Origin of the sequence: Streptomyces sp. NPDC013157, from assembly GCF_042899865.1 — a bacterium.
Classification (GTDB): Bacteria; Actinomycetota; Actinomycetes; order Streptomycetales; family Streptomycetaceae; genus Streptomyces.
The window spans coordinates 632,540-654,435 of the sequence record NZ_JBIBAK010000004.1; the positions used below are offsets into that span (position 1 = coordinate 632,540).

Annotated in this window: 21 protein-coding genes; 11 read left to right on the forward strand and 10 right to left on the reverse strand. The window is 71.7% G+C overall.

Annotated features, from left to right (window positions below; all coding sequences use genetic code 11):
• Position 1: 1 nt before the first annotated feature.
• From ACFY6U_RS16175 to ACFY6U_RS16190, 4 genes are all read right to left on the reverse strand, one after another.
• Positions 2 to 1,786 carry a glycoside hydrolase family 15 protein gene (locus ACFY6U_RS16175; RefSeq protein ID WP_390038549.1) on the reverse strand — a complete coding sequence of 595 codons (1,785 nt, stop codon included), beginning with the start codon at positions 1,784 to 1,786 and terminating at the stop codon, positions 2 to 4.
• Between the two features lie 62 nt (positions 1,787 to 1,848).
• Positions 1,849 to 2,643, reverse strand: coding sequence for an SURF1 family protein (locus tag ACFY6U_RS16180; RefSeq protein WP_390038551.1), 795 nt, complete (start codon positions 2,641 to 2,643; stop codon positions 1,849 to 1,851).
• Positions 2,644 to 2,692: 49 nt separating this feature from the next.
• Positions 2,693 to 2,926 (reverse strand): hypothetical protein, encoded by a 234-nt coding sequence (locus ACFY6U_RS16185; protein WP_089101588.1) that lies wholly within the window; start codon positions 2,924 to 2,926, stop codon positions 2,693 to 2,695.
• Between the two features lie 113 nt (positions 2,927 to 3,039).
• Positions 3,040 to 4,029: a DEDDh family exonuclease gene (locus ACFY6U_RS16190; RefSeq protein WP_390038553.1), complete on the reverse strand. Its 990-nt coding sequence runs from the start codon at positions 4,027 to 4,029 to the stop codon at positions 3,040 to 3,042.
• 253 nt (positions 4,030 to 4,282) lie between these two features.
• Between ACFY6U_RS16190 and ACFY6U_RS16195 the strand changes: the two genes are divergently transcribed.
• The 8 genes from ACFY6U_RS16195 (at position 4,283) to ACFY6U_RS16230 (ending at position 11,964) form a co-directional block, all read left to right on the forward strand.
• Positions 4,283 to 5,086, forward strand: a complete 804-nt coding sequence (locus tag ACFY6U_RS16195; protein WP_390038555.1) for an acetoacetate decarboxylase family protein — start codon at positions 4,283 to 4,285, stop codon at positions 5,084 to 5,086.
• A complete protein-coding gene (locus ACFY6U_RS16200) occupies positions 5,086 to 5,970 on the forward strand; it encodes an SDR family NAD(P)-dependent oxidoreductase (RefSeq protein WP_390038557.1) in 885 nt (294 codons plus the stop codon). Before ACFY6U_RS16195 ends, ACFY6U_RS16200 begins: the two co-directional genes overlap by 1 nt.
• 13 nt (positions 5,971 to 5,983) lie before the next feature.
• Positions 5,984 to 7,270, forward strand: coding sequence for an amidohydrolase family protein (locus ACFY6U_RS16205; RefSeq protein WP_390038559.1), 1,287 nt, complete (start codon positions 5,984 to 5,986; stop codon positions 7,268 to 7,270).
• Positions 7,267 to 8,493 carry an amidohydrolase family protein gene (locus tag ACFY6U_RS16210; RefSeq protein ID WP_390038561.1) on the forward strand — a complete coding sequence of 409 codons (1,227 nt, stop codon included), beginning with the start codon at positions 7,267 to 7,269 and terminating at the stop codon, positions 8,491 to 8,493. The genes ACFY6U_RS16205 and ACFY6U_RS16210 overlap by 4 nt, the downstream gene beginning before the upstream one ends.
• A 45-nt stretch (positions 8,494 to 8,538) precedes the next feature.
• Positions 8,539 to 9,252, forward strand: coding sequence for a VIT family protein (locus tag ACFY6U_RS16215; protein ID WP_390038563.1), 714 nt, complete (start codon positions 8,539 to 8,541; stop codon positions 9,250 to 9,252).
• Between the two features lie 100 nt (positions 9,253 to 9,352).
• The gene (locus ACFY6U_RS16220) at positions 9,353 to 10,219 is read left to right on the forward strand and encodes a sterol desaturase family protein (protein ID WP_390038565.1); all 867 of its coding nucleotides are present in this window, start codon (positions 9,353 to 9,355) and stop codon (positions 10,217 to 10,219) included.
• Positions 10,216 to 10,881, forward strand: a complete 666-nt coding sequence (locus tag ACFY6U_RS16225) for a lysoplasmalogenase (protein WP_390038567.1) — start codon at positions 10,216 to 10,218, stop codon at positions 10,879 to 10,881. Before ACFY6U_RS16220 ends, ACFY6U_RS16225 begins: the two co-directional genes overlap by 4 nt.
• Before the next feature lie 36 nt (positions 10,882 to 10,917).
• A complete protein-coding gene (locus tag ACFY6U_RS16230) occupies positions 10,918 to 11,964 on the forward strand; it encodes a zinc-dependent alcohol dehydrogenase family protein (RefSeq protein WP_390038569.1) in 1,047 nt (348 codons plus the stop codon).
• A gap of 5 nt (positions 11,965 to 11,969) precedes the next feature.
• Here ACFY6U_RS16230 and ACFY6U_RS16235 read toward each other — a convergent pair whose 3' ends face one another.
• The 4 genes from ACFY6U_RS16235 to ACFY6U_RS16250 all read right to left on the reverse strand — a co-directional run bounded on the left by ACFY6U_RS16235 (position 11,970) and on the right by ACFY6U_RS16250 (position 17,692).
• On the reverse strand, positions 11,970 to 12,971 hold the full coding sequence (locus ACFY6U_RS16235; protein ID WP_390038571.1) for a CopD family protein: 1,002 nt from the start codon (positions 12,969 to 12,971) through the stop codon (positions 11,970 to 11,972).
• A gap of 153 nt (positions 12,972 to 13,124) precedes the next feature.
• Entirely contained in the window at positions 13,125 to 14,501 is a 1,377-nt protein-coding gene (locus ACFY6U_RS16240) for a CoA transferase (RefSeq protein ID WP_390038573.1), read from the reverse strand.
• A gap of 54 nt (positions 14,502 to 14,555) precedes the next feature.
• On the reverse strand, positions 14,556 to 16,103 hold the full coding sequence (locus ACFY6U_RS16245) for a S8 family serine peptidase (protein ID WP_390038575.1): 1,548 nt from the start codon (positions 16,101 to 16,103) through the stop codon (positions 14,556 to 14,558).
• Between the two features lie 62 nt (positions 16,104 to 16,165).
• Positions 16,166 to 17,692 (reverse strand): S8 family serine peptidase, encoded by a 1,527-nt coding sequence (locus tag ACFY6U_RS16250; RefSeq protein ID WP_390038577.1) that lies wholly within the window; start codon positions 17,690 to 17,692, stop codon positions 16,166 to 16,168.
• A gap of 351 nt (positions 17,693 to 18,043) precedes the next feature.
• Between ACFY6U_RS16250 and ACFY6U_RS16255 the strand changes: the two genes are divergently transcribed.
• The 3 genes from ACFY6U_RS16255 to moaA all read left to right on the forward strand — a co-directional run bounded on the left by ACFY6U_RS16255 (position 18,044) and on the right by moaA (position 21,160).
• A complete protein-coding gene (locus ACFY6U_RS16255; protein WP_390038579.1) occupies positions 18,044 to 18,400 on the forward strand; it encodes a DUF485 domain-containing protein in 357 nt (118 codons plus the stop codon).
• Positions 18,397 to 20,016 carry a cation acetate symporter gene (locus ACFY6U_RS16260; protein WP_390038581.1) on the forward strand — a complete coding sequence of 540 codons (1,620 nt, stop codon included), beginning with the start codon at positions 18,397 to 18,399 and terminating at the stop codon, positions 20,014 to 20,016. Before ACFY6U_RS16255 ends, ACFY6U_RS16260 begins: the two co-directional genes overlap by 4 nt.
• Positions 20,017 to 20,170: 154 nt before the next feature.
• Positions 20,171 to 21,160 carry a GTP 3',8-cyclase MoaA gene (moaA, locus tag ACFY6U_RS16265; RefSeq protein WP_390038583.1) on the forward strand — a complete coding sequence of 330 codons (990 nt, stop codon included), beginning with the start codon at positions 20,171 to 20,173 and terminating at the stop codon, positions 21,158 to 21,160.
• 24 nt (positions 21,161 to 21,184) lie between these two features.
• Here moaA and ACFY6U_RS16270 read toward each other — a convergent pair whose 3' ends face one another.
• A complete protein-coding gene (locus ACFY6U_RS16270; RefSeq protein WP_390038585.1) occupies positions 21,185 to 21,436 on the reverse strand; it encodes a hypothetical protein in 252 nt (83 codons plus the stop codon).
• 26 nt (positions 21,437 to 21,462) lie between these two features.
• Complete coding sequence (locus ACFY6U_RS16275; RefSeq protein WP_294008432.1) at positions 21,463 to 21,675, reverse strand: hypothetical protein; 213 nt, start codon at positions 21,673 to 21,675, stop codon at positions 21,463 to 21,465.
• Between the last annotated feature and the right edge of the window lie 221 nt (positions 21,676 to 21,896).

Genomic DNA, 21,896 nt, shown 5'->3' on the forward strand with positions numbered 1-21,896 from the left:
CCTATCCTGCCTGCTCGCCGTCGAAGAGCGTGAGGGCGGTGTTCACCAGCCCGATGTGACTGAACGCCTGCGGGAAGTTGCCCAGCTGACGCCCGGTCTCCGGGTCGTACTCCTCGGACAGCAGTCCCACGTCGTTGACGAGGCTCACCAGCCGTTCGAACAGCTCCTTCGCCTCGTCGGTGCGGCCCGTCATGTGCAGCGCGTCGGCGAGCCAGAACGAGCAGGCCAGGAAGGCGCCCTCGCCGCCTGGCATCCCGTCGACGCCGATCGCGTCGGTGTCGTAGCGGCGCAGGAACCCGCTCCGGCCCAGGTCGTCGCGGATCGCGTCCACCGTGCCGACCACCCGGGGGTCGTCCGGGGGCAGGAAGCCGACGCGCGGGATCAGCAGCAGGGAGGCGTCGAGTTCGCGCGAGCCGTAGTACTGCGTGAAGGTGTTGCGCTTCGGGTCGTACCCCTTCTCGCAGACCTCCCGGTGCACCTCGTCGCGCAGCGCCCGCCACCTCTCCAGCTCGCCCTTGAGCTCCGCGTGGTCCTCCAGGGTCTGTACCGCCCGGTCCGCGGCCACCCACACCAGCACCTTGGAGTGCACGAAGTGGCGGCGGCCGCCGCGCACCTCCCACAGGCCCTCGTCCGGCTGCCGCCAGGCCTTCTCCAAAAACTTCATCAGCGCGCACTGGATGGACCACATGTGCGGCTTGGTGGGCAGACCGGCGGTGCGGGCCAGCGACAGCGAGTCCATCACCTCGCCGTACACGTCCAGCTGGAGCTGGTCGACGGCACCGTTGCCGACGCGCACCGGCCTGGAGCCGGCGAAGCCGGGCAGCCAGTCCAGTTCGAACTCGGGCAGCCGGCGCTCGCCCGCGAGGCCGTACATGATCTGCAGGTCCGCCGGGTCGCCGGCGACCGCGCGGACCAGCCAGTCGCGCCAGCGCTCGGCCTCCTTGTGGTAGCCGGCGGCGAGCAGGGCGCCGAGGGTGAGGGTGGAGTCGCGCAGCCAGCAGAAGCGGTAGTCCCAGTTGCGCACCCCGCCGAGTTCCTCGGGCAGCGAGCTGGTGGCCGCGGCGACGATGCCGCCGGTCGGCTCGTAGCTGAGCGCCTTGAGGGTGATCAGGGAGCGTACGACCGCGTCCCGGTGGGGGCCGTGGTAGGTGCAGCGGGCGGTCCAGCGCCGCCAGTCGGTGACGCTGGACCGCAGCGCCTGGTACGGGTCCACGAGCGGTGGCCGCTGCTCGTGCGAGGGGTGCCAGGTGAGCACGAACGCGACCCGCTCGCCCTCCGCGACGGTGAACTCCGAGTGCGTGCCGAAGTCCTCGCCCCAGGTCCGCACGGACGGTTCGCTGCGCAGCCACACCGAGTCCGGCCCGGCGACCGCGACCCGGTGGCCGCCGGAGCGGCGCATCCACGGGATGACCGAGCCGTAGTCGAAGCGGAGCCGGAGCGTGCTGTGCACGGTGACGCGACCGCTGACGCCCTCGACGATGCGTACGACGTCCGGCGCGTGTTCGCGCTGGGGCATCAGGTCGGTGACGCGGACCGTCCCCTCTGCGGTCTCCCACTCGGTGTCCAGGACCAGGGTGTCGGGCCGGTAGCCGCGCCGGGTGCAGGTGGTGGCGCCTCGGGGGGCGATCCGCCAGTGCCCGTGGTCCTCGTCGCCCAGGAGCCTGGCGAAGCAGGCGGCCGAGTCGAAGCGGGGCAGGCACAGCCAGTCGATGGAGCCGTCCCGGCCGACCAGGGCCGCGGTCTGCTCGTCGCCGATGAGCGCGTAGTCCTCGATGCGTCGGTCCACGGGAGCCGGTTTCCCTGACTGCCGGGGGGCCAATCAGGGGGTGGGCCGGGGGAGTGACACCGTCAGACGGTGGCCGGCTCCGCCTCCGCGGCCGTCTCCTGCTCCGCCGCCTCCGCACGCGTGCGTGCCTCGCGGCGGGCCAGCACGAAGAAGCCGTAGGGGACGCCCGCGGCGAACAGCCACCACTGGATCATGTACGCGTAGTTCAGCGGGGCGTCTTCCTTGCCCGGGTCGGAAATCTGTTCCGGGGTGTCGCCCTTGGGCTCGGGTGCCGTCTGCTGGATGTAGCCGCCGAGCACCTGCTTGCCGAGCCGGCGCGCCTGCTCCTCGCTGTTGATCAGCATGATCTGCCGGGCGGGCAGGCCCTTGAGGTCCTTGATGCCGCTCGCCGCGGTGGTCTCGTCGGGCATCAGCCGGCCCTGGACGGTGACCTTGCCGGCCGGCGGCGCCGGGATCTTGGGGAAGGCGGTCTGGCTCGGGCCGTCGGACGGGATCCAGCCCCGGTTGACCAGCAGCACCTTGCCGTCGGTCAGGACGAAGGGGGTGAGGACGTGATAGCCCACCTCGTCGTCGGAGTTGGTACGGCGGCGGACGACGACCTCGTCGGCGGTGTCGAAGGTGCCGGTCGCGGTGACGGTGTGGTACCGCTCCTTGCGGGTCACGGCGTGCCCCGGCTCGGTCACCTCCTCGACCGGCACCGGCTTGGCACCGAGGGCGTCGGCGACCAGCTGGTTACGGGCGCTGCGCTCCTCGTACCGGTGCTTCTGCCAGAACCCGAGCCGGATCATCGTCGGGATCAGAAGCAGCGAGATGAGGGTGAGGATCACCCACTGCCGAGTCAACAGGAAGCGGTACACCCCACGACCGTACAACTCGGTCGTGGGGCGCGTTCGGGCGGGTACCGGGTCAGACGCGGTCGACGATGCCCGCCTTCCCGGCCTCGCGGGCGCAGTGGGCGCCGCAGAACCACTGGTTGTCGGCCTCGACGCCCTGGCCGATGATCGAGACCTTGCAGTGCTCGCAGAGCGGGGCCATGCGGTGGATCGCGCAGGAGAAGCAGTCGAAGACGTGGACCGCGCCCTGCGCGTGCACCTCGAAGGTCATTCCGTAGTCATTGCCGCAAACTTCACATTTCGCCATGCGCCACAGGGTGGGCGGTCGGCCGCGCGCGGGCGAGTGGGCGCCGGGCGAGTCGTACGGCAATCACCCGTCCGTACGGCGCGTGCGGACGGGTGTGCGGCCCGCGCGGGCGGTCACTTCTCCGTGGCCGGCGCCACGTCCCGCAGCAGCTGTCCGAAGGCCGCCTCGTCGACGACGGGCGTCCCGAACTGACGGGCCTTGAGGACCTTCGAGGTGCCCGAGTCGGGGTCGTTGGTGACGAGCAGACTGGTGAGCCGCGAGATGCTCGTCGAGACGTGCAGACCGGCCTCGACGGCCCGGTCCTCCAGCAGCTCCCGCTCGATCGAGGTGTCCCCGGAGAACGCCACCCGCATGCCCTGTTTCAGCGGGCTGCCGTCCTCGTACCGTCCCGGGTTCGGGTAGGGGCACGCCGGCCGCTTGCGGGACGGCCGCCAGCCGCCGGGCCGGTAGCCGCCGTGCCCGCCGCTCGCCTGGGGCCCGATCCGGGGCGTGTCGGACCACTCGGTGAGCGGCCGGCACTCGAGGAGCGGCAGCCGTACGTTGCCCGCCGCCGCGGCCCGCAGACTGGGCCGGAACGCCTCCGCGAGCACGCGCGCGTCGTCCAGCGCGTGGTGCGCCCGCCGCTGGACGACACCGAAGTGCGCCGCCAGGGTCTCCAGTTTGTGGTTGGGCAGCGGCAGGTCCAGCTCCTTCGCGAGCGCGATCGTGCACAGCCGCTGCCGCACCGGGGCCTCGGTCTTCGCGCGCGCGTACTCCCGCGCGATCATCTGCCAGTCGAAGACCGCGTTGTGCGCGACCAGTACCCGGCCGTCCAGCCGGGCCGAGAACTCCTCGGTGATGTCGGTGAAGAGCGGCGCGCCTTCGAGCACCTCGCTCGTCAGGCCGTGGATCCACACGGGACCCGGATCGCGCTCGGGGTTGACCAGCGTGTACCAGTGGTCCTCGACCTCGCCGCGCTCGTCCAGCCGGTAGACGGCCGCGCTGATTATCCGGTCGTCCCGGGCCAGTCCGGTGGTCTCCACGTCGACGACGGCGTACCCCTTGGGGTATGCGGCCGGCCACGGGGTGCCGGGGGACACTGCGGTCGTACGGTCTTCGAGCATGGTCATTGAGGATACGGGCCCGGTCCGACAGCCCGGTCCGTCAGGTGGCCCGCCGCAGCCGCCCGTTCGAATGCCCTGATGCCTCCGTCCCGATGCGGGGTCCTCCTGATGGCTCGTCCGTCCTGACGGTCCGTCGCACGGCCGTGGACTTTGTCCTGATTGCCCTACGCGTGGCTATGGACCTTTTCACCGCCCGGTGCAAGCGTGCACCCCGCCCGGAGCACGGACGGCCGACGGAAGGACGGTACGGCGGATGGCACGCGTACGGTACGGCGCTCGGACCGGGGCGGAGATCGCGGCCGCGCGCACCACGAAACTCCCGGACGTCTGGTCCACCGGCGTGGTGGCCGTCTGGGAGACCGACCCGGACGCGGTCGCGGCCGTCCTGCCGCCGCCGCTCAAGCCGGCCGGCCGGCCGCTGGCCAGGGTCAGCATCAGCAAGGTCGAACTGCCCGGATACCCGCTGGGCGCGGGCTCGTTCGCGGTCGCCGCCGCGCACGGCACGGTCGAGGGCTGGTACCCGCTGGTCATGCCGATGACCCACGAGCGCGCCCTCACCGGCGGCCGCGAGGTCTTCGGCGAGCCCAAGAAGCTCGGCGAGGTGACCGTCGAGCGGGATGGCTCGCAGGTCCACGCGGCCCTGGCCCGGCACGGCGTCGCCTTCGTCGAGGTGCGCGGCACGGTCGACGGCCCGTTGCCGCTGCCCGAGCCCGCCCCGAAGACCGACTTCTACTTCAAGTTCCTCCCGGCGGTCGACGGTTCGGGATTCGACGGCGACCCGCTGCTGGTGCACTGCGTACGCGAGGAGAAGATCCGCCGGCTGGAGCGCGTCACCGGGGAGGTCGTCCTCCGCGAGTCGGCGTACGACCCGGTCGCCGACCTGCCGGTGCTGCGCCTGCTGGAGCTCACCCTCGGCGAGAAGACCAGCGACCAGCGCGGCCGGATCGTCGAACGGGTCGACGCGCAGGCCCTGTTGCCGTACGTCCACCAGCGCTACGACGACCCGCGCCAGATCCACGACGCGCCGCCGGAAGAACGCGAAGGGAGCGAGGCCTGATGGAGCTCCGTGCCGGACAGGTCGCCGTCGTCACCGGCGCGGCGAGCGGGATCGGGCTCGCGATGGCCGGGAGGTTCGCCGCCGAGGGCCTGAAGGTGGTCCTCGCCGACGTGGAACCGGCCGCTCTGGAGAAGGCAGCCGACGGGCTGCGTGCGGAGGGCGCCGACGTGCACGCGCGCGTGGTCGACGTCGGCGTCCGCGACCAGGTCCTGGAGCTGGCCGAGTCGGCCTACGACACCTACGGCGCGGTGCACGTCCTGTGCAACAACGCCGGGGTCGGCTCGGGCGCCGAGGGCCGGATGTGGGAGCACGAACCGAACGACTGGAAGTGGGCGTTCGAGGTCAACGTGTGGGGCGTCTTCCACGGCGTCCAGGCTTTCCTGCCCAGGATGATCAAGTCGGGTCAACCCGGTCATGTGGTCAATACATCCTCCGGCGACGGCGGTATCGCCCCGCTGCCCACGGCTTCCGTGTACGCGGTCACGAAGGCGGCCGTCGTCACGATGACCGAGTCCCTGTACGCCCATCTCCGGGCGGAGCACGCGCGCGTGGGCGCCTCGGTGCTCTTCCCCGGGCCGCACATGCTGCGCACGGGCCTGTGGGAGTCGCACCGCAACCGCCCCGACCGCTATGCCAAGGAACGGCCGCGCCGGACGCCGTACCGCAGTCTCGACCAGTGGGAGGCGGCGATGCGGGCTGCGGGCAAGGAGGTCGCCTTCACGCCCGTCGAGGAGGTCGCCGACTTCGTCGTGGCGGGCATCCGCGCGGACCGCTTCTGGCTGCTCCCGGAGAGCGGGCACAGCGACGCCCAGATCCGGGCGCGGGCGCGTTCGATGCTGGACCGGACGAACCCCTCGTACCTCGAAAGCTTCATCCTGGACTGAACAGGGGGCAGTGGTGACCGCGTACGACGACCCATACCTGATCATCTCCTCCGACTGCCACGCCGGTCTCCCCACCGAGGAGTACCGGCCCTATCTGGACGCCCGGTTCCACCGGGACTTCGACGAGTTCCTCGCGGGGCGGGAGCGCCGCCGGGAGGAGATGACCCGGCTCGGTATCCGGAACGAGGCGTTCGCGGCCAAGTGGTTCCAGGACAACGAGGAGGGGCTGCGCGGGGGGTGGGACGCCGCGCAGCGGGTGAAGGAGCTGGACGGCGACGGGGTGGCCGCCGAGGTGGTCTTCCCGGACGCCGACGCGGTCGACAGCCGGACCGCGGCGCCCTTCGGCGTCGGCCTCGGCCTGTCCGGGGACCACGACCCGGAGCTGGGCATGGCGGGAGCACGGGCCCACAACCGCTGGCTCGCGGACTTCGTGTCGGAGCACCCCGAACGGCACTGCGGGGTGGCCCTGTTGCCGGTCACGGCCCCGACGGACCGCGTGGTCGCCGAGGTGTACCGCGCGAAGGAGTCCGGTCTCGGCGCCCTGATGATCCCCGCCATGTGGGTCGACAAGGAGCCCTACCACGACCGCCGTTACGACCCGGTCTGGGCCGCGGCCGCCGAGTGCGGGATGCCGGTCCTCACCCACTCCGGCGCGGCCCCGCGCGACGAGTACGGCGACCATCTCGGCATCTACGTCAGCGAGGTGACGTGGTGGCCGGCCCGCCCGCTGTGGTTCCTGCTCTGGTCCGGCGTCTTCGAACGCCATCCCGGACTGCGCTTCGGCGTCGCCGAGTCGGGCTGCTGGTGGCTGCCGAACCTGCTGTGGTTCATGGACCGCCTCTACCTCGGTGCGCACGGCGGCAAGAAACTCTCCCCCTTCGAGGAGCTGACCCGCCCGCCGCACGAGTACCTGGACCGGCAGGTCTTCGTCTGTGCCACCAACACCAAGCGCCGGGAACTCGCCCAGCGCTACGAGATCGGCGTCGACAACATCCTCTGGGGCAGCGACTTCCCGCACCCCGAGGGCACCTGGCCGGACACGCGCGCGTGGCTGCGCCGCACCTTCCACGACATCCCGGTGACCGAGACCCGCAGAATGCTCGGCCTCGCGGCCGCCGAGGCCTTCGGCTTCGACGTGGAACGCCTGACCCCGCTCGCCCGGCGCATCGGCCCGGCCCCGTCCGACCTCGGCCAGCCGGCCGACCAGGCGGCGGTGGAGGCGTCCTGGGCCCGTTCGCGCGAGGTGGGGCGCCACTGGCTGACCGACAACGACTTCCCAGTTCTGGGGGTGACGTCGTGAGCGACGACCGCTACACGGTGATCTCGGCCGACTGCCACGCCGGGGCGGACCTCCTCGACTACCGCCCCTACCTGGAGAAGCGGTACCAGGACGACTTCGACCTGTGGGCGGCGACGTACGTCAACCCGTACGAGGACCTGCTCGCCGACTCGGCGGACCGGAACTGGAACTCCGCGCGGCGGCTCGCGGAGCTGGAGGAGGACGGGATCGTCGCGGAGGTGATCTTCCCGAACACCATCCCGCCGTTCTTCCCGTCCGGCTCGCTCATGGCCCCCGCGCCGACCGCGGCGGAGTTCGAGCGGCGCTGGGCCGGCCTGCGCGCCCACAACCGCTGGCTGGCCGACTTCTGCGCCGCCGCGCCGGGCCGCCGGGCGGGCGTCTTCCAGATCCTCCTCAACGACGTCGAGGAGGCCGTGAAGGAGATCCGATGGGCGGCCGGGGCCGGTCTGAAAGGCGGCCTGATGCTCCCCGGCACCCCGCCCGGCTCGGGCCTGCCCGAACTGCACGCGCGCGTGTACGACCCGATCTGGGCCGTCTGCGCGGAACTCGGCGTCCCCGTCAACCACCACGCGGGCTCCGCGTCCCCGCCGCTCGGCGACGAACCGGCCGCCCGCGCGGTCTTCATGGTCGAGACGACCTGGTTCTCGCACCGCGCGCTGTGGCACCTGGTCTTCGGCGGTGCCTTCCGCCGCCACCCGGACCTGAGACTGGTCCTGACCGAACAGGGCTCCGGCTGGATACCCGGGGTCCTGGCGATGCTGGACTACTACCACGGCCGGCTGCTGGCTGCGGCGCAGGCGACGACCGCGGAGGCGAAGTTCGGGGTGGGCCTCGCGGAGTCGATGGGCAGGCCGCCCTCCGAGGTGTGGCACGAGAACTGCTTCGTCGGCGCCAGCTTCATGCGCCCGCACGAGGTGCCGCTGCGCGACCGCATCGGCCTGGACAAGATCATGTGGGGCAGCGACTACCCGCACGACGAGGGCACGTACCCGTACACGAGAGAGGGTCTGCGCTTCGCCTTCGCCGGCGTCCCGCAGAACGAGCTGGCCGCGATGCTCGGCGGCAACGCGGCCCGCGTGTACGGCTTCGACCTGGACCTCCTGGACCCGATCGCGGCGAAGGTGGGACCGACGGTGGCGGAGATCGCCGAACCGCTGCCGGAACCGCCGGCCGACGCGACGAGTCCGGTGTTCGCGCGAGGGGCTTCGGTACGGGTCTGGTGACGTCGGTACGGCGCCCATGGGCCTCGGGGTGCGATCCTCCCTGCTGTGACCGAACCCACGCACGACAACGAGGCCCACGGCGGAGCCCTCGGCTCCCGGCTGAACTGGCTGCGGGCGGCCGTCCTGGGCGCGAACGACGGCATCGTGTCGACGGCGGGCATCGTCGTCGGCGTCGCGGGCGCCACGGCCGACCGCAACGCCCTGCTGACGGCGGGTCTGGCGGGCCTGCTCGCCGGATCCATGTCGATGGCGGCGGGGGAGTACGTCTCGGTGTCCACCCAGCGCGACTCCGAACTCGCCGCACTGGCACAGGAGAAGCGTGAGCTGAAGGAGCAGCCCGAGGCGGAACTGGAGGAACTGACCGAACTGCTGGAGCGCCGCGGCCTGTCCCGGGAGGTGGCCGGCGAGGCGGCGGTCCAGCTGACGGAACGCGACGCCCTGAAGGCCCACGCGAGCGTGGAACTGGGCATCGACCCCGACCAGCTGACCAGCCCCTGGAACGCGGCCCTCGCCAGCTTCCTGGCGTTCACCGTGGGGGCGCTGCTCCCGCTGCTCGCGATCGTCCTGCCGCCGTCCGGCTGGCGGCTCCCGGTGACGGTGGGCTCGGTGCTGGCGGCGCTGGTCCTGACCGGCTGGGCCAGCGCCCGCCTGGGAGCGGCCGCGGTGCGTCCGGCGGTGCTGCGCAACGTCCTGGGCGGCGCGCTGGCCATGGGGGTCACGTACGCGGCGGGGAGTCTGCTGGGGGCGGCCGGGGTCTAGCTCATTGGCGGAGATCGCCAACAAGCAAGCGCATACCGCCGTTAATACTTGTGGGTAACAACGTCTAGCCGCGGTCGGCGGGCGGTTCTACGGTGCCCACATGCCGAACCTGCCCGATGTCGTGCTGTGGTCGATACCCGCCTTCGTGCTGCTCACCGTGATCGAGGTGATCAGCTACCGCGTCCATCCCGACGACGATGCCGCCGGGTACCAGGCCAAGGACGCGGCCACGAGCATCGGCATGGGGCTGGGGTCGCTCGTCTTCGACTTCGTGTGGAAGATCCCGATCGTCATGATCTACACGGCGGTATACGCACTGACCCCGCTGCGCGTGCCCGTCCTGTGGTGGACGGTCCCGCTGATGCTGCTCGCGCAGGACTTCTTCTACTACTGGTCCCACCGCGGTCACCACGTGATCCGCATCCTGTGGGCCTGCCACGTCGTCCACCACTCCAGCAAGAAGTTCAACCTCTCCACCGCGCTGCGCCAGCCCTGGACCTCGCTGACCGTCTGGCCGTTCTACGTCCCGCTGGTGGCCGCGGGGGTGCACCCCGCCGCGCTCGCCTTCTGCTCCTCGGCCAACCTCGTCTACCAGTTCTGGATCCACACCGAACGCATCGACAAGATGCCCCGGTGGTTCGAGTTCGTCTTCAACACGCCCTCCCACCACCGCGTGCACCACGCCTCCCAGGGCGGCTACCTGGACCGCAACTTCGGCGGGATCCTGATCATCTGGGACCGGCTGTTCGGGTCCTGGGTGCCGGAGACCGAACGGCCCGTGTACGGGTTGACCAAGAACATCAACACGTTCAACCCGGTCAAGGTGGCCACCCACGAGTACGTCGCCATCGCCAAGGACATCCGGGCCGCGGGCAGCTGGCGGGAGCGGGCCGGGCGGGTGTTCCGGGGGCCGGGCTGGGCGCCGGCGCCCGCCGTGGAGCAGGCAGAGGAGTCCGTGGCCGCGTGAGAGCGTCCCGGGCGCTGCTCGCCGCCTTCGCCCTCGCCGTCCTTCTCGACCTCGCCTTCCTGGCCGTCGGCCTCCACACCGGGCACGCCGTCGCCAAGGTGCTCCTGATGCCCCTGCTCGCCGCGTCCGCCGCCCGCGCGGGTGCCCCACGGCTCCTCGTCGCCGCCCTGCTGTGCGGCTGGGGCGGCGACGTCCTGCTCCTCTCCGACGCCGATCCCGCCTTCATGGCGGGCATGGCCTCCTTCGCGGCCGGGCACGTCTGCTATCTCGTCCTCTTCCGCCGCCAGGGCCCGCCACACGCGCGTGCCCGTCTCCTCGCCTTCGCCTACTCGGCCGCCCTCGTGGCCCTGGAGGCCCTGCTCTGGCCGGACCTGCCGAGCGGCCTGCGCGTCCCCGTGGCCGGCTACAGCACCCTGCTCACCGCCATGGCGTACACCGCCGCCACCCGGCTCGGCCCGCTCGCCGGGCTCGGCGGCGCGCTCTTCATGCTCTCCGACACGCTGATCGCGACCGGCGTCGCCGACTGGCCGCAGCTGCCGCGACCCGACTTCTGGATCATGCTCACCTACGCGGCGGCACAGTTCCTGCTGGTCCGCGGCACCCTCGACGCGCGCCCCGCACCGGCCACGGCGTACCGTGAAGTGCGCTCGACCACCCCCTGAGCGCATCCACGCCACAGCACGAGAAGGACCCTCGCCATGCGCGCCACCACCATCCACGCCCCGTTCGACATGCGCGTGGAGGACGTGCCCGAGCCCGTGGTGCAGCTGCCCACCGACGCCGTCGTGCGGGTGCTGCGCGCCTGCATCTGCGGCAGCGACCTCTGGGCGTACCGCGGTGAGTCGGCCCGGCAGCCGGGGCAGCGCATCGGCCACGAGTTCCTCGGCGTGGTCGAGGAGACCGGGTCCGAGGTGGGCACCGTGCGGCGCGGCGACCTCGTGGTCGCCCCCTTCATGTGGTCCGACGGCGTCTGCGACTACTGCCGTGAGGGCCTGACCACGTCCTGCGAGCACGGCGGCTTCTGGGGCTCCGTGGGGTACGACGGCGGCCAGGGCGAGGCCGTGCGGGTCCCGTTCGCCGACGGCACCCTGGTCCAGCTGCCCAAGGACGCCGCCTCCGACGACCGCCTGCTGTCCGCCCTGCTGACCCTCTCCGACGTGCTCGGCACCGGCCACCACGCGGCCCTCGGCGCGGGCGCCCGGCCCGGTGCCACGGTCGCCGTCGTCGGGGACGGCGCGGTCGGCCTGTGCGCCGTGCTGGCCGCCAAGCGGCTGGGCGCCGAGCGGATCATCGCGCTGGGGCGGCACGAGGTGCGCACCGACATCGCGCGCCGCTTCGGCGCCACCGACGTCGTCGCCGAACGCGGGGACGCGGCCGTGGACGCCGTACGCGAACTCACCCGGGGCCAGGGCGCGCACGCCGTCGTCGAGGCCGTGGGCACCGAGCAGTCGATGCGTACGGCCGTCGACATCAGCCGTGACGGCGGCGCGATCGGCTTCGTCGGCGTCCCGCACGGCAGCGGCACCGGCCTGGACCTCGGCGTCATGTTCGACCGGAACATCGCCCTGCGCGGCGGTGTCGCCCCGGTCCGCGCCTACATCCCCGACCTGCTGCCCGACGTCCTCGACGGCACGATCGACCCGTCGCCGGTCTTCGACCTCACCGTCGGCATCGAGGGCGTGCCGGACGGCTACAAGGCGATGGACGAGCGCACCGCCCTGAAGGTGCTCGTCACCAACGGCTGACCGGGTCACGTCCACCTGATCGGCAGCGGCAGAGCCGTCAGCAGCCCCGACACCGCGACCACCACCCCCAGCACGGCCACCTCGGCCCGCGCGGGAACGTACGCGGTCAGCGGGTCGGCCGCCCGGCGCAGCCGGAACCGCGCCCACAGCGCGAGCACGGCGACGGCGGCGACGAGGATCACCTTGGCCAGCAGGGTGCGCCCGTACGCCGTCGTCGTCAGCTGGTCCAGGACCGTGTCCGGGGGCATCCGCCGCAGCGAACTCCACACTCCCGTCGCGGTGATGGCCGCGAGCAGTACGGCCGCCACACGCGCGTAGAGCCCGAGCAGCGCCGCCCGGGCCTCCCGGCCGCGCCACCGGCGCAGCATGCGCAGCGCGTGCAGCAGACCGCCCACCCACAGCGTCGCGCACGCAAGGTGCACCAGGGTCAGCCCGGAGCCGGGCAACGGGTCGTGCTCGGGCGCCGGATGGGCGCGCAGCGCCTCGGCGACGGCCACCGCCGCCAGCGGCCACACCTGGGTCGCCGGGCGGCGCGAGCGGGCGCACAGACCGGCCAGCAGAAAGGCGTTGACCTCGATCAGGGCCAGCCTGCCGTCGCGCGACCGGTACAGGCCGCCCACGTCGATGTCGGCGAGGGAGCGCGGCACCAGGTTGCCCGTCGACACGACCGACGCGAGCCCCAGCGCGGCGACGAAACCGGCACCGGCCGCGAACACCGTCCAGCTCGGCGGCCGTTCGGGCGGCGGGTCCGGCAGCCGGCGGCCCAGCCGGTCCACGAACAGCTCACCCGCCGGCACGCACAACGCGGCGAACAGCACCCCGCGCAGCAGGGCGATACCGCCCACTCCGGGCGCCGCGGCCTCCCCGGTGCCCCGCAGCGCGACGGACGGCCCGACCAGCGGTACCAGCGCGGCCACCGCCGCCAGCACCAGGACGGCGACGGCCCGCCAAGTCCCCGGGCGTCTCGCGGGGCCGCTCGCGGCCACCTCGGCGGTCGGTCGTGTCAACGGCCCCCCTGAGCTCCACCAGCCATGACAGAAGCGGGCAAGTACAGGAAAACAGCTGACGGAACGGCATACCACCCATTCGTACGTTTCCGGCCACCCCGATGTGCGCGCACGCCCGACGAGCCGTGGCCGCCCTGCCGTCGATCCCGGCGGCTACGCCCAACGCGGAGCATCCGACCCCCACGGCACCGGCGGCCGCGCCCAGTCGGCCGGGCCGCCCGCGAAGGACAACGGCGGACGCGCGTATCGCAGCCGCCCCAGCGCGCTGTCCGTCTCGGCGAGCCAGGCGTCCGGGCCGTCGTACGGCTCGCCGGCCCCGGGGCCCGGCTCCAGCTCCTCCGTGAGCCACCGCGCGGTCCGTGCCAGAGCCAGCCGTACGAACCTGCTGCCCCCGTCGGACGACTGCTCGGTCAGCGCCCGCAGCACGCCGGCCGCCAGCAGATAGCCGGTGCCGTGGTCCAGCGCCTGCGCCGGCAGCGCGCCCGGCCGGTCCGGTGCGCCCTCGGTCTCCGCGATGCCGGTGGCGACCTGGACCAGGCTGTCGAAGCCCCGCCGCCCGCCCCACGGCCCGTACGCGCCCCACGCCGACACCTGGGCCACGACCAGCCCGGGCCGCCGCTCGGCCAGCGCCTCGGGGGAGAGCCCGAACCGGTCCAGGGCGCCCGGCCGGTAGCCGGTGACCACGACGTCCGCGGAGGCCAGCAGCTCCTCGAAGGCCGCCCGGTCCGTCGTCAGGCCGAGCTTCGCCGAGCGCTTCCCGAAGCCCGTGTCGGCGTGCTGGTCGGGGAGTTCGGGCAGCCACGGCGCGTCCAGGCGCAGGACGTCGGCGCCCAGCAGCCCGAGGGTGCGGGTGGCGACCGGGCCGGCGAGGACCCGGGTCAGGTCCAGGACGCGCAGGCCGGCGGCGGGCAGCAGGGGAGCGGTTCCGGCGTCGAGCGGCGGGAGCACGCGCGCGTGACCCGTGTCCACGCGGTCGCGCTCGACCAGGGGCCGCGCGGCCACCGCGACCGCCTGCTCGTGCCCGGCCCACTGACCGGGCGAGCGCAGCGCCACGGCGAGTCCGCCGGCACCGTAGACCGCGTCCTCCACGTCCAGCGCGGGCAGCTCGGAAATCCTGGCCGCGGCCTGCTCCGGGGAGGCGCTCTGCGGCAGGCCGAGCGCGCCCAGCAACCGGGTCCTGTGGTGGGGGTAGTTGGCGTGCGTACGCACCCACCCGTCCGCCGCACGCCAGAACCTGGACAGCGGGGCGAACTGCACGGGTGCCCGCCCGTCGACCAGCAGGTGGCGCTCGCTGGTGAACGCCGTCGCCACGGCCCCGTCGTCCACCCGGACCCCGGGTACCTCCGCGGCACCGGTCCGCCGGGCCCCGAGCTCGGCGGCGGCCAGCGCGCACACGCCGACGCAGGCGCGGGCGAGCTGCCGCACCGGAAGGTGCGCCGGGAGCGAGCCCGTGCGCGTCACGGTCGTGACCCGCGAGGGCAGCGACGGATCGCCGCCCAGCGCGGACCACGCGTAGTTGATTCCAGTCATGACTGCACTATGCATTATTGACCGGATCAATATATATGCTCGGGGTTGACCCGGCTACCTGGTCACGGCCGCCAGCGCGTCGGCGGTGCCCCAGCCGTAGAAGCCGTTGTGGTTCCTGGTGCCCTCGCACACCGCGTCGACCTTGCCGTCGCCGTTGATGTCGTACGGGTCGGTGCACGGCGTGGCGGTCGCCTCGGCGTACAGCAGGGCCTTCACCAGGGCGGCGGAGGCATGCGGATGGGTTGACTTGATCAATGCGGCGACGCCGACGACGTGCGGGGTCGCCATCGACGTACCGGCCATGTAGCCCCATTTGCCGCCCGGCAGCGGGCCCAGGATCAGGCCGCTGGTGGCAGGGGGCGCCGGCGCCTGGTAGGCCGTCGAGTCGCCGCCCGGCGCGGCGATGTCGATGACTCCGAGGCCGTAGTTGGAGAACGACGACTTGAGGCCCTTCGCGCCGGTCGCCGCGACCGTGACCACACCCGGCAGCTGGGTCGGAATGTCGAAGCAGTTGTGCGGGTCGATCACCCGGTCGACGGGCGTGCCGTCGTTCGGCGAGACCGGGTCGGTGATCGAGTGGGAGGCCAGGTCGTAGCTCTCGTTGCCGGCCGCCGCGACGTTGACCGTGCCCTTGCGCTCCGCGAACTGCGAGGCCCGGGTGATGGCGTCGACGAGCGCCTTCTGGTTCGGGTCGTCGGTGCAGTTGAAGTACCAGGGGTCGGTGTAATAGCTGTTGTTGGTCACGTCGATGTGGTGTTCGGCCGCCCACACGAAGCCGCAGACCACGGCCTCCGTGTAGAAGTACCCGGCGGTGGTGGCGACCTTGATTCCCGCCACCTTGACGCCCGGCGCCACACCGGTGATGCCGATCCCGTTCTTGGCGCCCGCGATCTCGCCCGCCACGTGCGTGCCGTGCGGGCTCTCCGCCGCGGTGGGCCGCCAGGCCCCGTAGGTCGTGTCCGGCTTGCCCGAGACGCAGTTGGTGGACTGCGCGGCGGAGAAGTTGGGGGCGATGTCCGGGTGGGTGTCGTCGACGCCCGTGTCGATGACGGCGACCGTGACCTTCGAGCTGCCCAGCGTCTTCTCGTGCGCCTTGTCCGCCTTGATGGCGGGCAGGTCCCACTGCAGCGGCTCCAGCGGGTCCTGCCCGTCGGTCGCCTGGGCGTCCGCCTCCGCGACCTGCTCGGAGCTGAGCACCTCCGGCGTGCCCACGTCGGTGGTCGACTGGGCGGGCAGCGGCGCGTTGCGGGTGTTCCCGGCCGAGTCCACGCCGGGCACCTTGCGGATGATCACGGCGAAGTCCGGGTTCGCGGAGTGGACGACGATCACGCCGATCTCGTCGTACGCGATCACCACCGAACCGCCGGCCTGCTCGATCGCCTTCTGGACGCGTTCGGAAGTGCGCTGTCCGGGACGGACGTTGACGACATAACTGAGGGACGTCGGGTCACTGGCGGCGGCCGTCGACGCGGCGGCTGCCGTGGCGACGCCGGTCTCGGCCGCGGACGCCGAGACGTTGGGCAGGAAGGCGAGGGCCGTGGCCATGGCCATGCCGAGCGGGAGGGCGAGGACGCGACGGTGGCGTGACTGGGGCGCGGTCATCTGAGGTCTCCAGTTCGTTCGCGGAACGGGCATGCCGTGCGGGAAGTCCTGCTCTGCGGTGACTACTTGACCGCGCGGAGCGCGTTGACGACACCGGAGCCGTAGAAGCCGTTGACGTGCTTGCCGCCCACGCAGGTGGCGTCGACGACGCCGTCGCCGTCACCGTCGTACGGGCCGGCCGGGCAGCCCGGGTTGTCCGCCTCGGCCTTCAGAAGGGCCAGCAGCCGGGCCGGAGTGGCGCGCGGATGCGTCGACTTCAGCAGCGCGGCCACCGCGGCCACGTGCGGGGACGCCATCGAGGTGCCCTGGAGGAAGCCGTACTGGTCGTTCGGCAGGGTGGACAGGATGCGGCCGTTCTTCGACGGCGTGTCCGGGATCTGGTACTTGTCGCCGCCCGGACCCGCCACGTCGACGACGCCCTGGCCGTAGCTGGAGTAGTAGGACTTCGTGTCGTTGACGCCGACCGCGCTCACGGTGACCACACCGGGCAGCTGGGTCGGCACGTCGAAGCACTCGTGCGGGTCGACCGTCCGGGTGGTGGCCGTCGAGTCGTCCGGGCTGGAGGTGTCCGTGAGGGCGTGCGAGTCGAGGTCGTCGTTCGAGTTGCCCGCCGAGGCCACGTTGAGCGTGCCCTTGCGCTGCGCGTACAGCTGAGCCCTGTTGACCGCGTCAACGATGGCGCGTTGATCAGGGTCGTCCATGCAGTTGTACAGCCACGGATCCACGTAGTAGCTGTTGTTGGTGATCTCGATGCCGTGGTCGGCGGCGAAGACGAAGGCGCAGACCACGCTCTCCGGGTAGAACAGCTGCGTCGCGTCGGGCTGGGCCACCGTGATGCTCGCGACCTTCACGCCCGGTGCCACGCCGGCCACGCCGATCCCGTTGCGGGCCGCGGCTATCTCACCGGCGACGTGGGTGCCGTGGTAGTGGTCGGCGTCCACCGGCCGCCAGGCCCCGTACGTCGTGTCCGCCTTGCCGCTCACGCAGTTGGCGGACTGCGAGGCGGAGAAGTTCGGGGCGATGTCCGGGTGGGTGTCGTCGACACCCGTGTCGATGATGCCGACGGTCACCGAGCGGCTCCCCGGCTCGATCGCGGCGGCCTTGTCGGCGGCGATCGTCCGCAGATCCCACTGGTCCGCTTCAAGGGGTTCCTGGCCGGCCGTCGACCTCTGCTCGACCCTCGCGGCCTCCGCCTTCGACAGGACCTGCACCGCGCCCTCGTCCGTGGTCCCCGCCGCGCTCAGCGGAGCCGTCCGGGTGGCGCCCGCCGACTGCACCCCGCGCACCGCCCGCAGCGCCGTGCCGAAGTCCGGGTTCGCCGAGTGCACGACGATCACGCCGATCGTGTCGTACGTCGCGACGATCGTGCCGCCGTTGCGGGTGATCGCCCGCTGCACCGACTCGATGGTGCGGTGATCCGTCCTGGTGTTGACGACATAGGCCAGGTCCGGCCCGTCCGCCGACTGCGTCGCCCGGGCGGGCAGCGGGACCGCGGAAGCCGCCGACGGCAGGAGGCCGAGCGAGGCTGTCAGTGACAGGACCACCGGGACGGCGAGCGCCAGTCCGCGTCTGGAACGCAGATGAGCCATGGGGTCTCCACATCATCCGGAACATCGACCGAAGGAGATCAGCCGAAAAACGGGCCCGCCCAAGACGCGAGTGGGCGCTTGGGCAGGTACATGACGGGTGGTGCAGGGCCGAAGCTATCTCCCGCACTCACCGGCCAGCAATGACCGGAGGTGACTTGCGCCGACGACTTCCGAAAGAACCCCGGCGAGTTGAACCTGTCCACGCGTGGCGCCGTGACCTCGGGGAGGGAGCCACAGCAGGATCGAGGCCCCCCGTCGGAATCACGCACCGGAGTCGCCCCACTACTTCACGTGCGTGGTCCACATGTCTGTGAGGTCAGAATCCGCATGTCCGTATCGCGAGGAGACTCCGTGGCCACCGAGACACCACCGCCCTCGAACACACAGACCCGGCACCCCTCCGGCGAGGAGTTCGCCGAGGTGCAGCAGAGTCCGGAGTTCGCCGAACTGCGGCACTCCCACCGCTCCTTCGCCTTCCCCCTGACCATCGCCTTCATCGCCTGGTACCTGCTGTACGTCGTGCTCTCCAGCTACGCGGACGACTTCATGGGCACCAAGGTCGTCGGCAACGTCAACGTGGCCCTGGTCCTCGGCCTCGCCCAGTTCCTCACCACGTTCCTCATCGCCTGGTGGTACGCCCGGCACGCCGCCGCCAGGCTCGACCCCAAGGCCGAGGCCATCAAGTCCCGGATGGAGGGCGGCGCATGAGCCCCGCGATCACACTGGCGGCCGGCGAGGCGAGCGAGCACCGGACGCTGATCATCACCCTGTTCGCGGTGTTCGTCGCCGCGACCCTCGTCATCACCGTCTGGGCCGGCCGCCAGACCAAGGACGCCGCCGACTTCTACGCGGGCGGCCGCCAGTTCACCGGCTTCCAGAACGGCCTCGCCGTCTCCGGCGACTACATGTCCGCCGCGTCCTTCCTCGGCATCGCCGGCGCCATCGCCCTGTTCGGCTACGACGGTTTCCTGTACTCCATCGGATTCCTGGTCGCCTGGCTCGTCGCCCTCCTCCTGGTCGCCGAGCCGCTGCGCAACTCCGGCCGCTACACCATGGGCGACGTGCTGGCCTACCGCATGCGCCAGCGTCCGGTCCGCACCGCCGCCGGCACCTCCACGATCGTCGTCTCGATCTTCTACCTGCTGGCCCAGATGGCGGGTGCGGGCGTCCTCGTCTCCCTCCTCCTCGGCATCACGAGCGACGGCGGCAAGATCGGCATCGTCGCCCTGGTCGGCGTCCTGATGATCGTCTACGTCACCATCGGCGGCATGAAGGGCACCACCTGGGTCCAGATGGTCAAGGCCGTGCTGCTCATCGCGGGCGCCCTGCTGCTGACCTTCATGGTGCTGGCCAAGTTCCACTTCAACGTCTCCGACCTGCTCGGCAAGGCCGCCGACAACAGCGGCAAGGGGTCCGCCTTCCTGGAGCCCGGCCTGAAGTACGGCGCCACCGGCACCAGCAAACTGGACTTCCTCTCCCTCGGCATCGCCCTGGTCCTCGGCACCGCCGGCCTGCCGCACATCCTGATCCGCTTCTACACCGTGCCCACCGCCAAGGCGGCCCGGAAGTCGGTCCTCTGGGCGATCGGCCTGATCGGCGCCTTCTACCTGATGACCCTCGCCCTCGGCTTCGGCGCGGCCGCGCTGATCAAACCCGACGAGATCATCGCGTCCAACAAGTCCGGCAACACCGCGGCGCCCCTCCTCGCCCTCCACCTGGGCGGCGTCGACTCCAACTGGGGCGCGATCCTGCTGGCCACGATCTCGGCGGTGGCCTTCGCGACGATCCTCGCGGTGGTCGCGGGCCTCACCCTGGCGTCCTCGTCGTCCTTCGCGCACGACATCTACGCCAACGTCATCAAGAAGGGCCAGGCCACCGAGAAGCAGGAGATCAACGCGGCCCGGTACGCCACCGTCGGCATCGGTGCCGTCTCCATCCTCCTCGGCGCCCTCGCCCGTGACCTGAACGTCGCCGGCCTGGTGGCCCTCGCCTTCGCGGTCGCCGCCTCCGCCAACCTGCCGACCATCCTCTACAGCCTCTTCTGGAAGCGGTTCACCACGGCCGGAGCCCTCTGGTCGATCTATGGCGGCCTGGTCACCGCGGTCGGCCTGGTGCTGTTCTCACCGGTGGTGTCCGGCAAGGAGACGTCGATGTTCCCGGACGTCGACTTCCACTGGTTCCCGCTGGAGAACCCGGGCATCATCTCGATCCCGGTCGGATTCCTCCTCGGTGTCGTGGGCACTCTGCTCTCGAAGGAGGTCCCGGACGCCGGCAAGTACGCGGAGCTGGAGGTGCGGTCCCTGACCGGCACCGGAGCGCACTGAGCTTCGTACGACTGGCCGCGTCGACGGGATCATAGGATCCTACGACGCGGCCGCGTCGTACCTCGTGGTATCGGGCCTCTCACGATGTCGGTGCCGTCACGTAGGCTCGCATGTGACGGCAGAGATCTGATCCGCGACGAGGGAGGGGGCCCGCGTGCTCATCGACACCTATGGCCGGGTGGCCACCGACCTGAGAGTCTCGCTGACCGACCGGTGCAACCTGCGCTGTACGTACTGCATGCCCGAGGAGGGCCTGCAGTGGCTGGCCAAGCCCGACCTGCTCACGGACGACGAGATCGTCCGGCTGATCGACATCGCCGTCCGCCTGCTGGGTGTCGAGGAGGTGCGCTTCACCGGCGGTGAGCCGTTGCTGCGCCCCGGCCTGGTCGGCATCGTGGAGCGGGTCGCGGCCCTGGCCCCCCGCCCCCGGATGTCCCTGACGACCAACGGCATCGGCCTGCGCCGCACCGCGACGGCCCTCAGGGCGGCCGGCCTGGACCGGGTCAACGTCTCCCTGGACACCCTCCGCCCGGACGTCTTCAAGACCCTGACCCGCCGCGACCGCCACCAGGACGTCCTGGACGGCCTGCGGGCCGCCCACGACGCCGGTCTCACCCCGGTCAAGGTCAACACGGTCCTGATGCCGGGACTGAACGAGGACGAGGCCCCCGACCTCCTCGCCTGGGCGGTGGCCCACGACTACGAACTGCGCTTCATCGAGCAGATGCCCCTCGACGCCCAGCACGGCTGGAAGCGGGACAGCATGGTGACGGCCGGCGACATCCTCGCCTCGCTCCGCACCCGCTTCGACCTCACCCCTGAGGGCGCGGGCGACCGCGGCTCGGCCCCGGCGGAGCGCTGGCTGGTCGACGGCGGCCCGCACCGCGTCGGCGTCATCGCCTCGGTCACCCGCCCGTTCTGCGCGGCCTGCGACCGCACCCGCCTCACGGCCGACGGCCAGGTGCGGACCTGCCTGTTCGCGCGGGAGGAGACGGACCTGCGCGGTGCGCTCCGCTCGGGCGCGGCGGACGAGGAGATCGCCCGCAGGTGGCGGCTGGCGATGTGGGGCAAGAAGGCGGGGGCAGGACTGGACGACCCGCAGTTCGTGCAGCCGGACCGGCCGATGTCCGCGATCGGCGGCTAGCCCTGCCTACCGGGCCAACCAGGCCTACCCGTCCTGCTCGGGCGACTCGGGCGATTCCCACTCCCGCAACAGCACGACGTCCTTCAGGAACCCCCGCACCCCCAGGAACTGCGAGAGATGCTCCCGGTGCTCCTCACAGGCGAGCCAGGTCTTGCGCCGCTCCGGCGTGTGGATCTTCGGGTTGTTCCACGCCAGCACCCACACGGCGTCGGCACGGCAGCCTTTGGCGGAGCAGACGGGGGAGCCGGTTTCGGAACCAGGGGCGTTCGGGATCACGTCGCTGACCTTAGCCGAGGCTCCGGTCAGTGCTGTCGTGCGGTCGTCCCACGTCCGGACACCAGCACCTCGACCACCTGCCGAAGGATGCCCATTGCGCGAAAGGCGCTCTGGTGACGCGACTGGGGCAGAACCAGAACGGCCAGCCCGAGCACCAGCAAGGTCAGACAGACGAAGGCCAGGGGGACCAGCACCGTCACAGCGGCGACAAACCTGACATTTTGCCAGATGGCGAGCATACGGATCCTCCTGGCACATGATCAGGGGGGTGGGCGGGCGGATTATTCAGATGTGGTCGCCCGCCTGAAATGGCGACGCCGAGCAGCCACGGGGGGAGCTGCCCGGCGTCGGTCCGTCGCTCCGACGGGGGATGCGGAGCGCGTACGCAGTATGTCACGGGTCACCCACGGCCCGGCACTGGAACAGCACGATTGATCTGAGCTTTTCTTGAGCTTCGGGT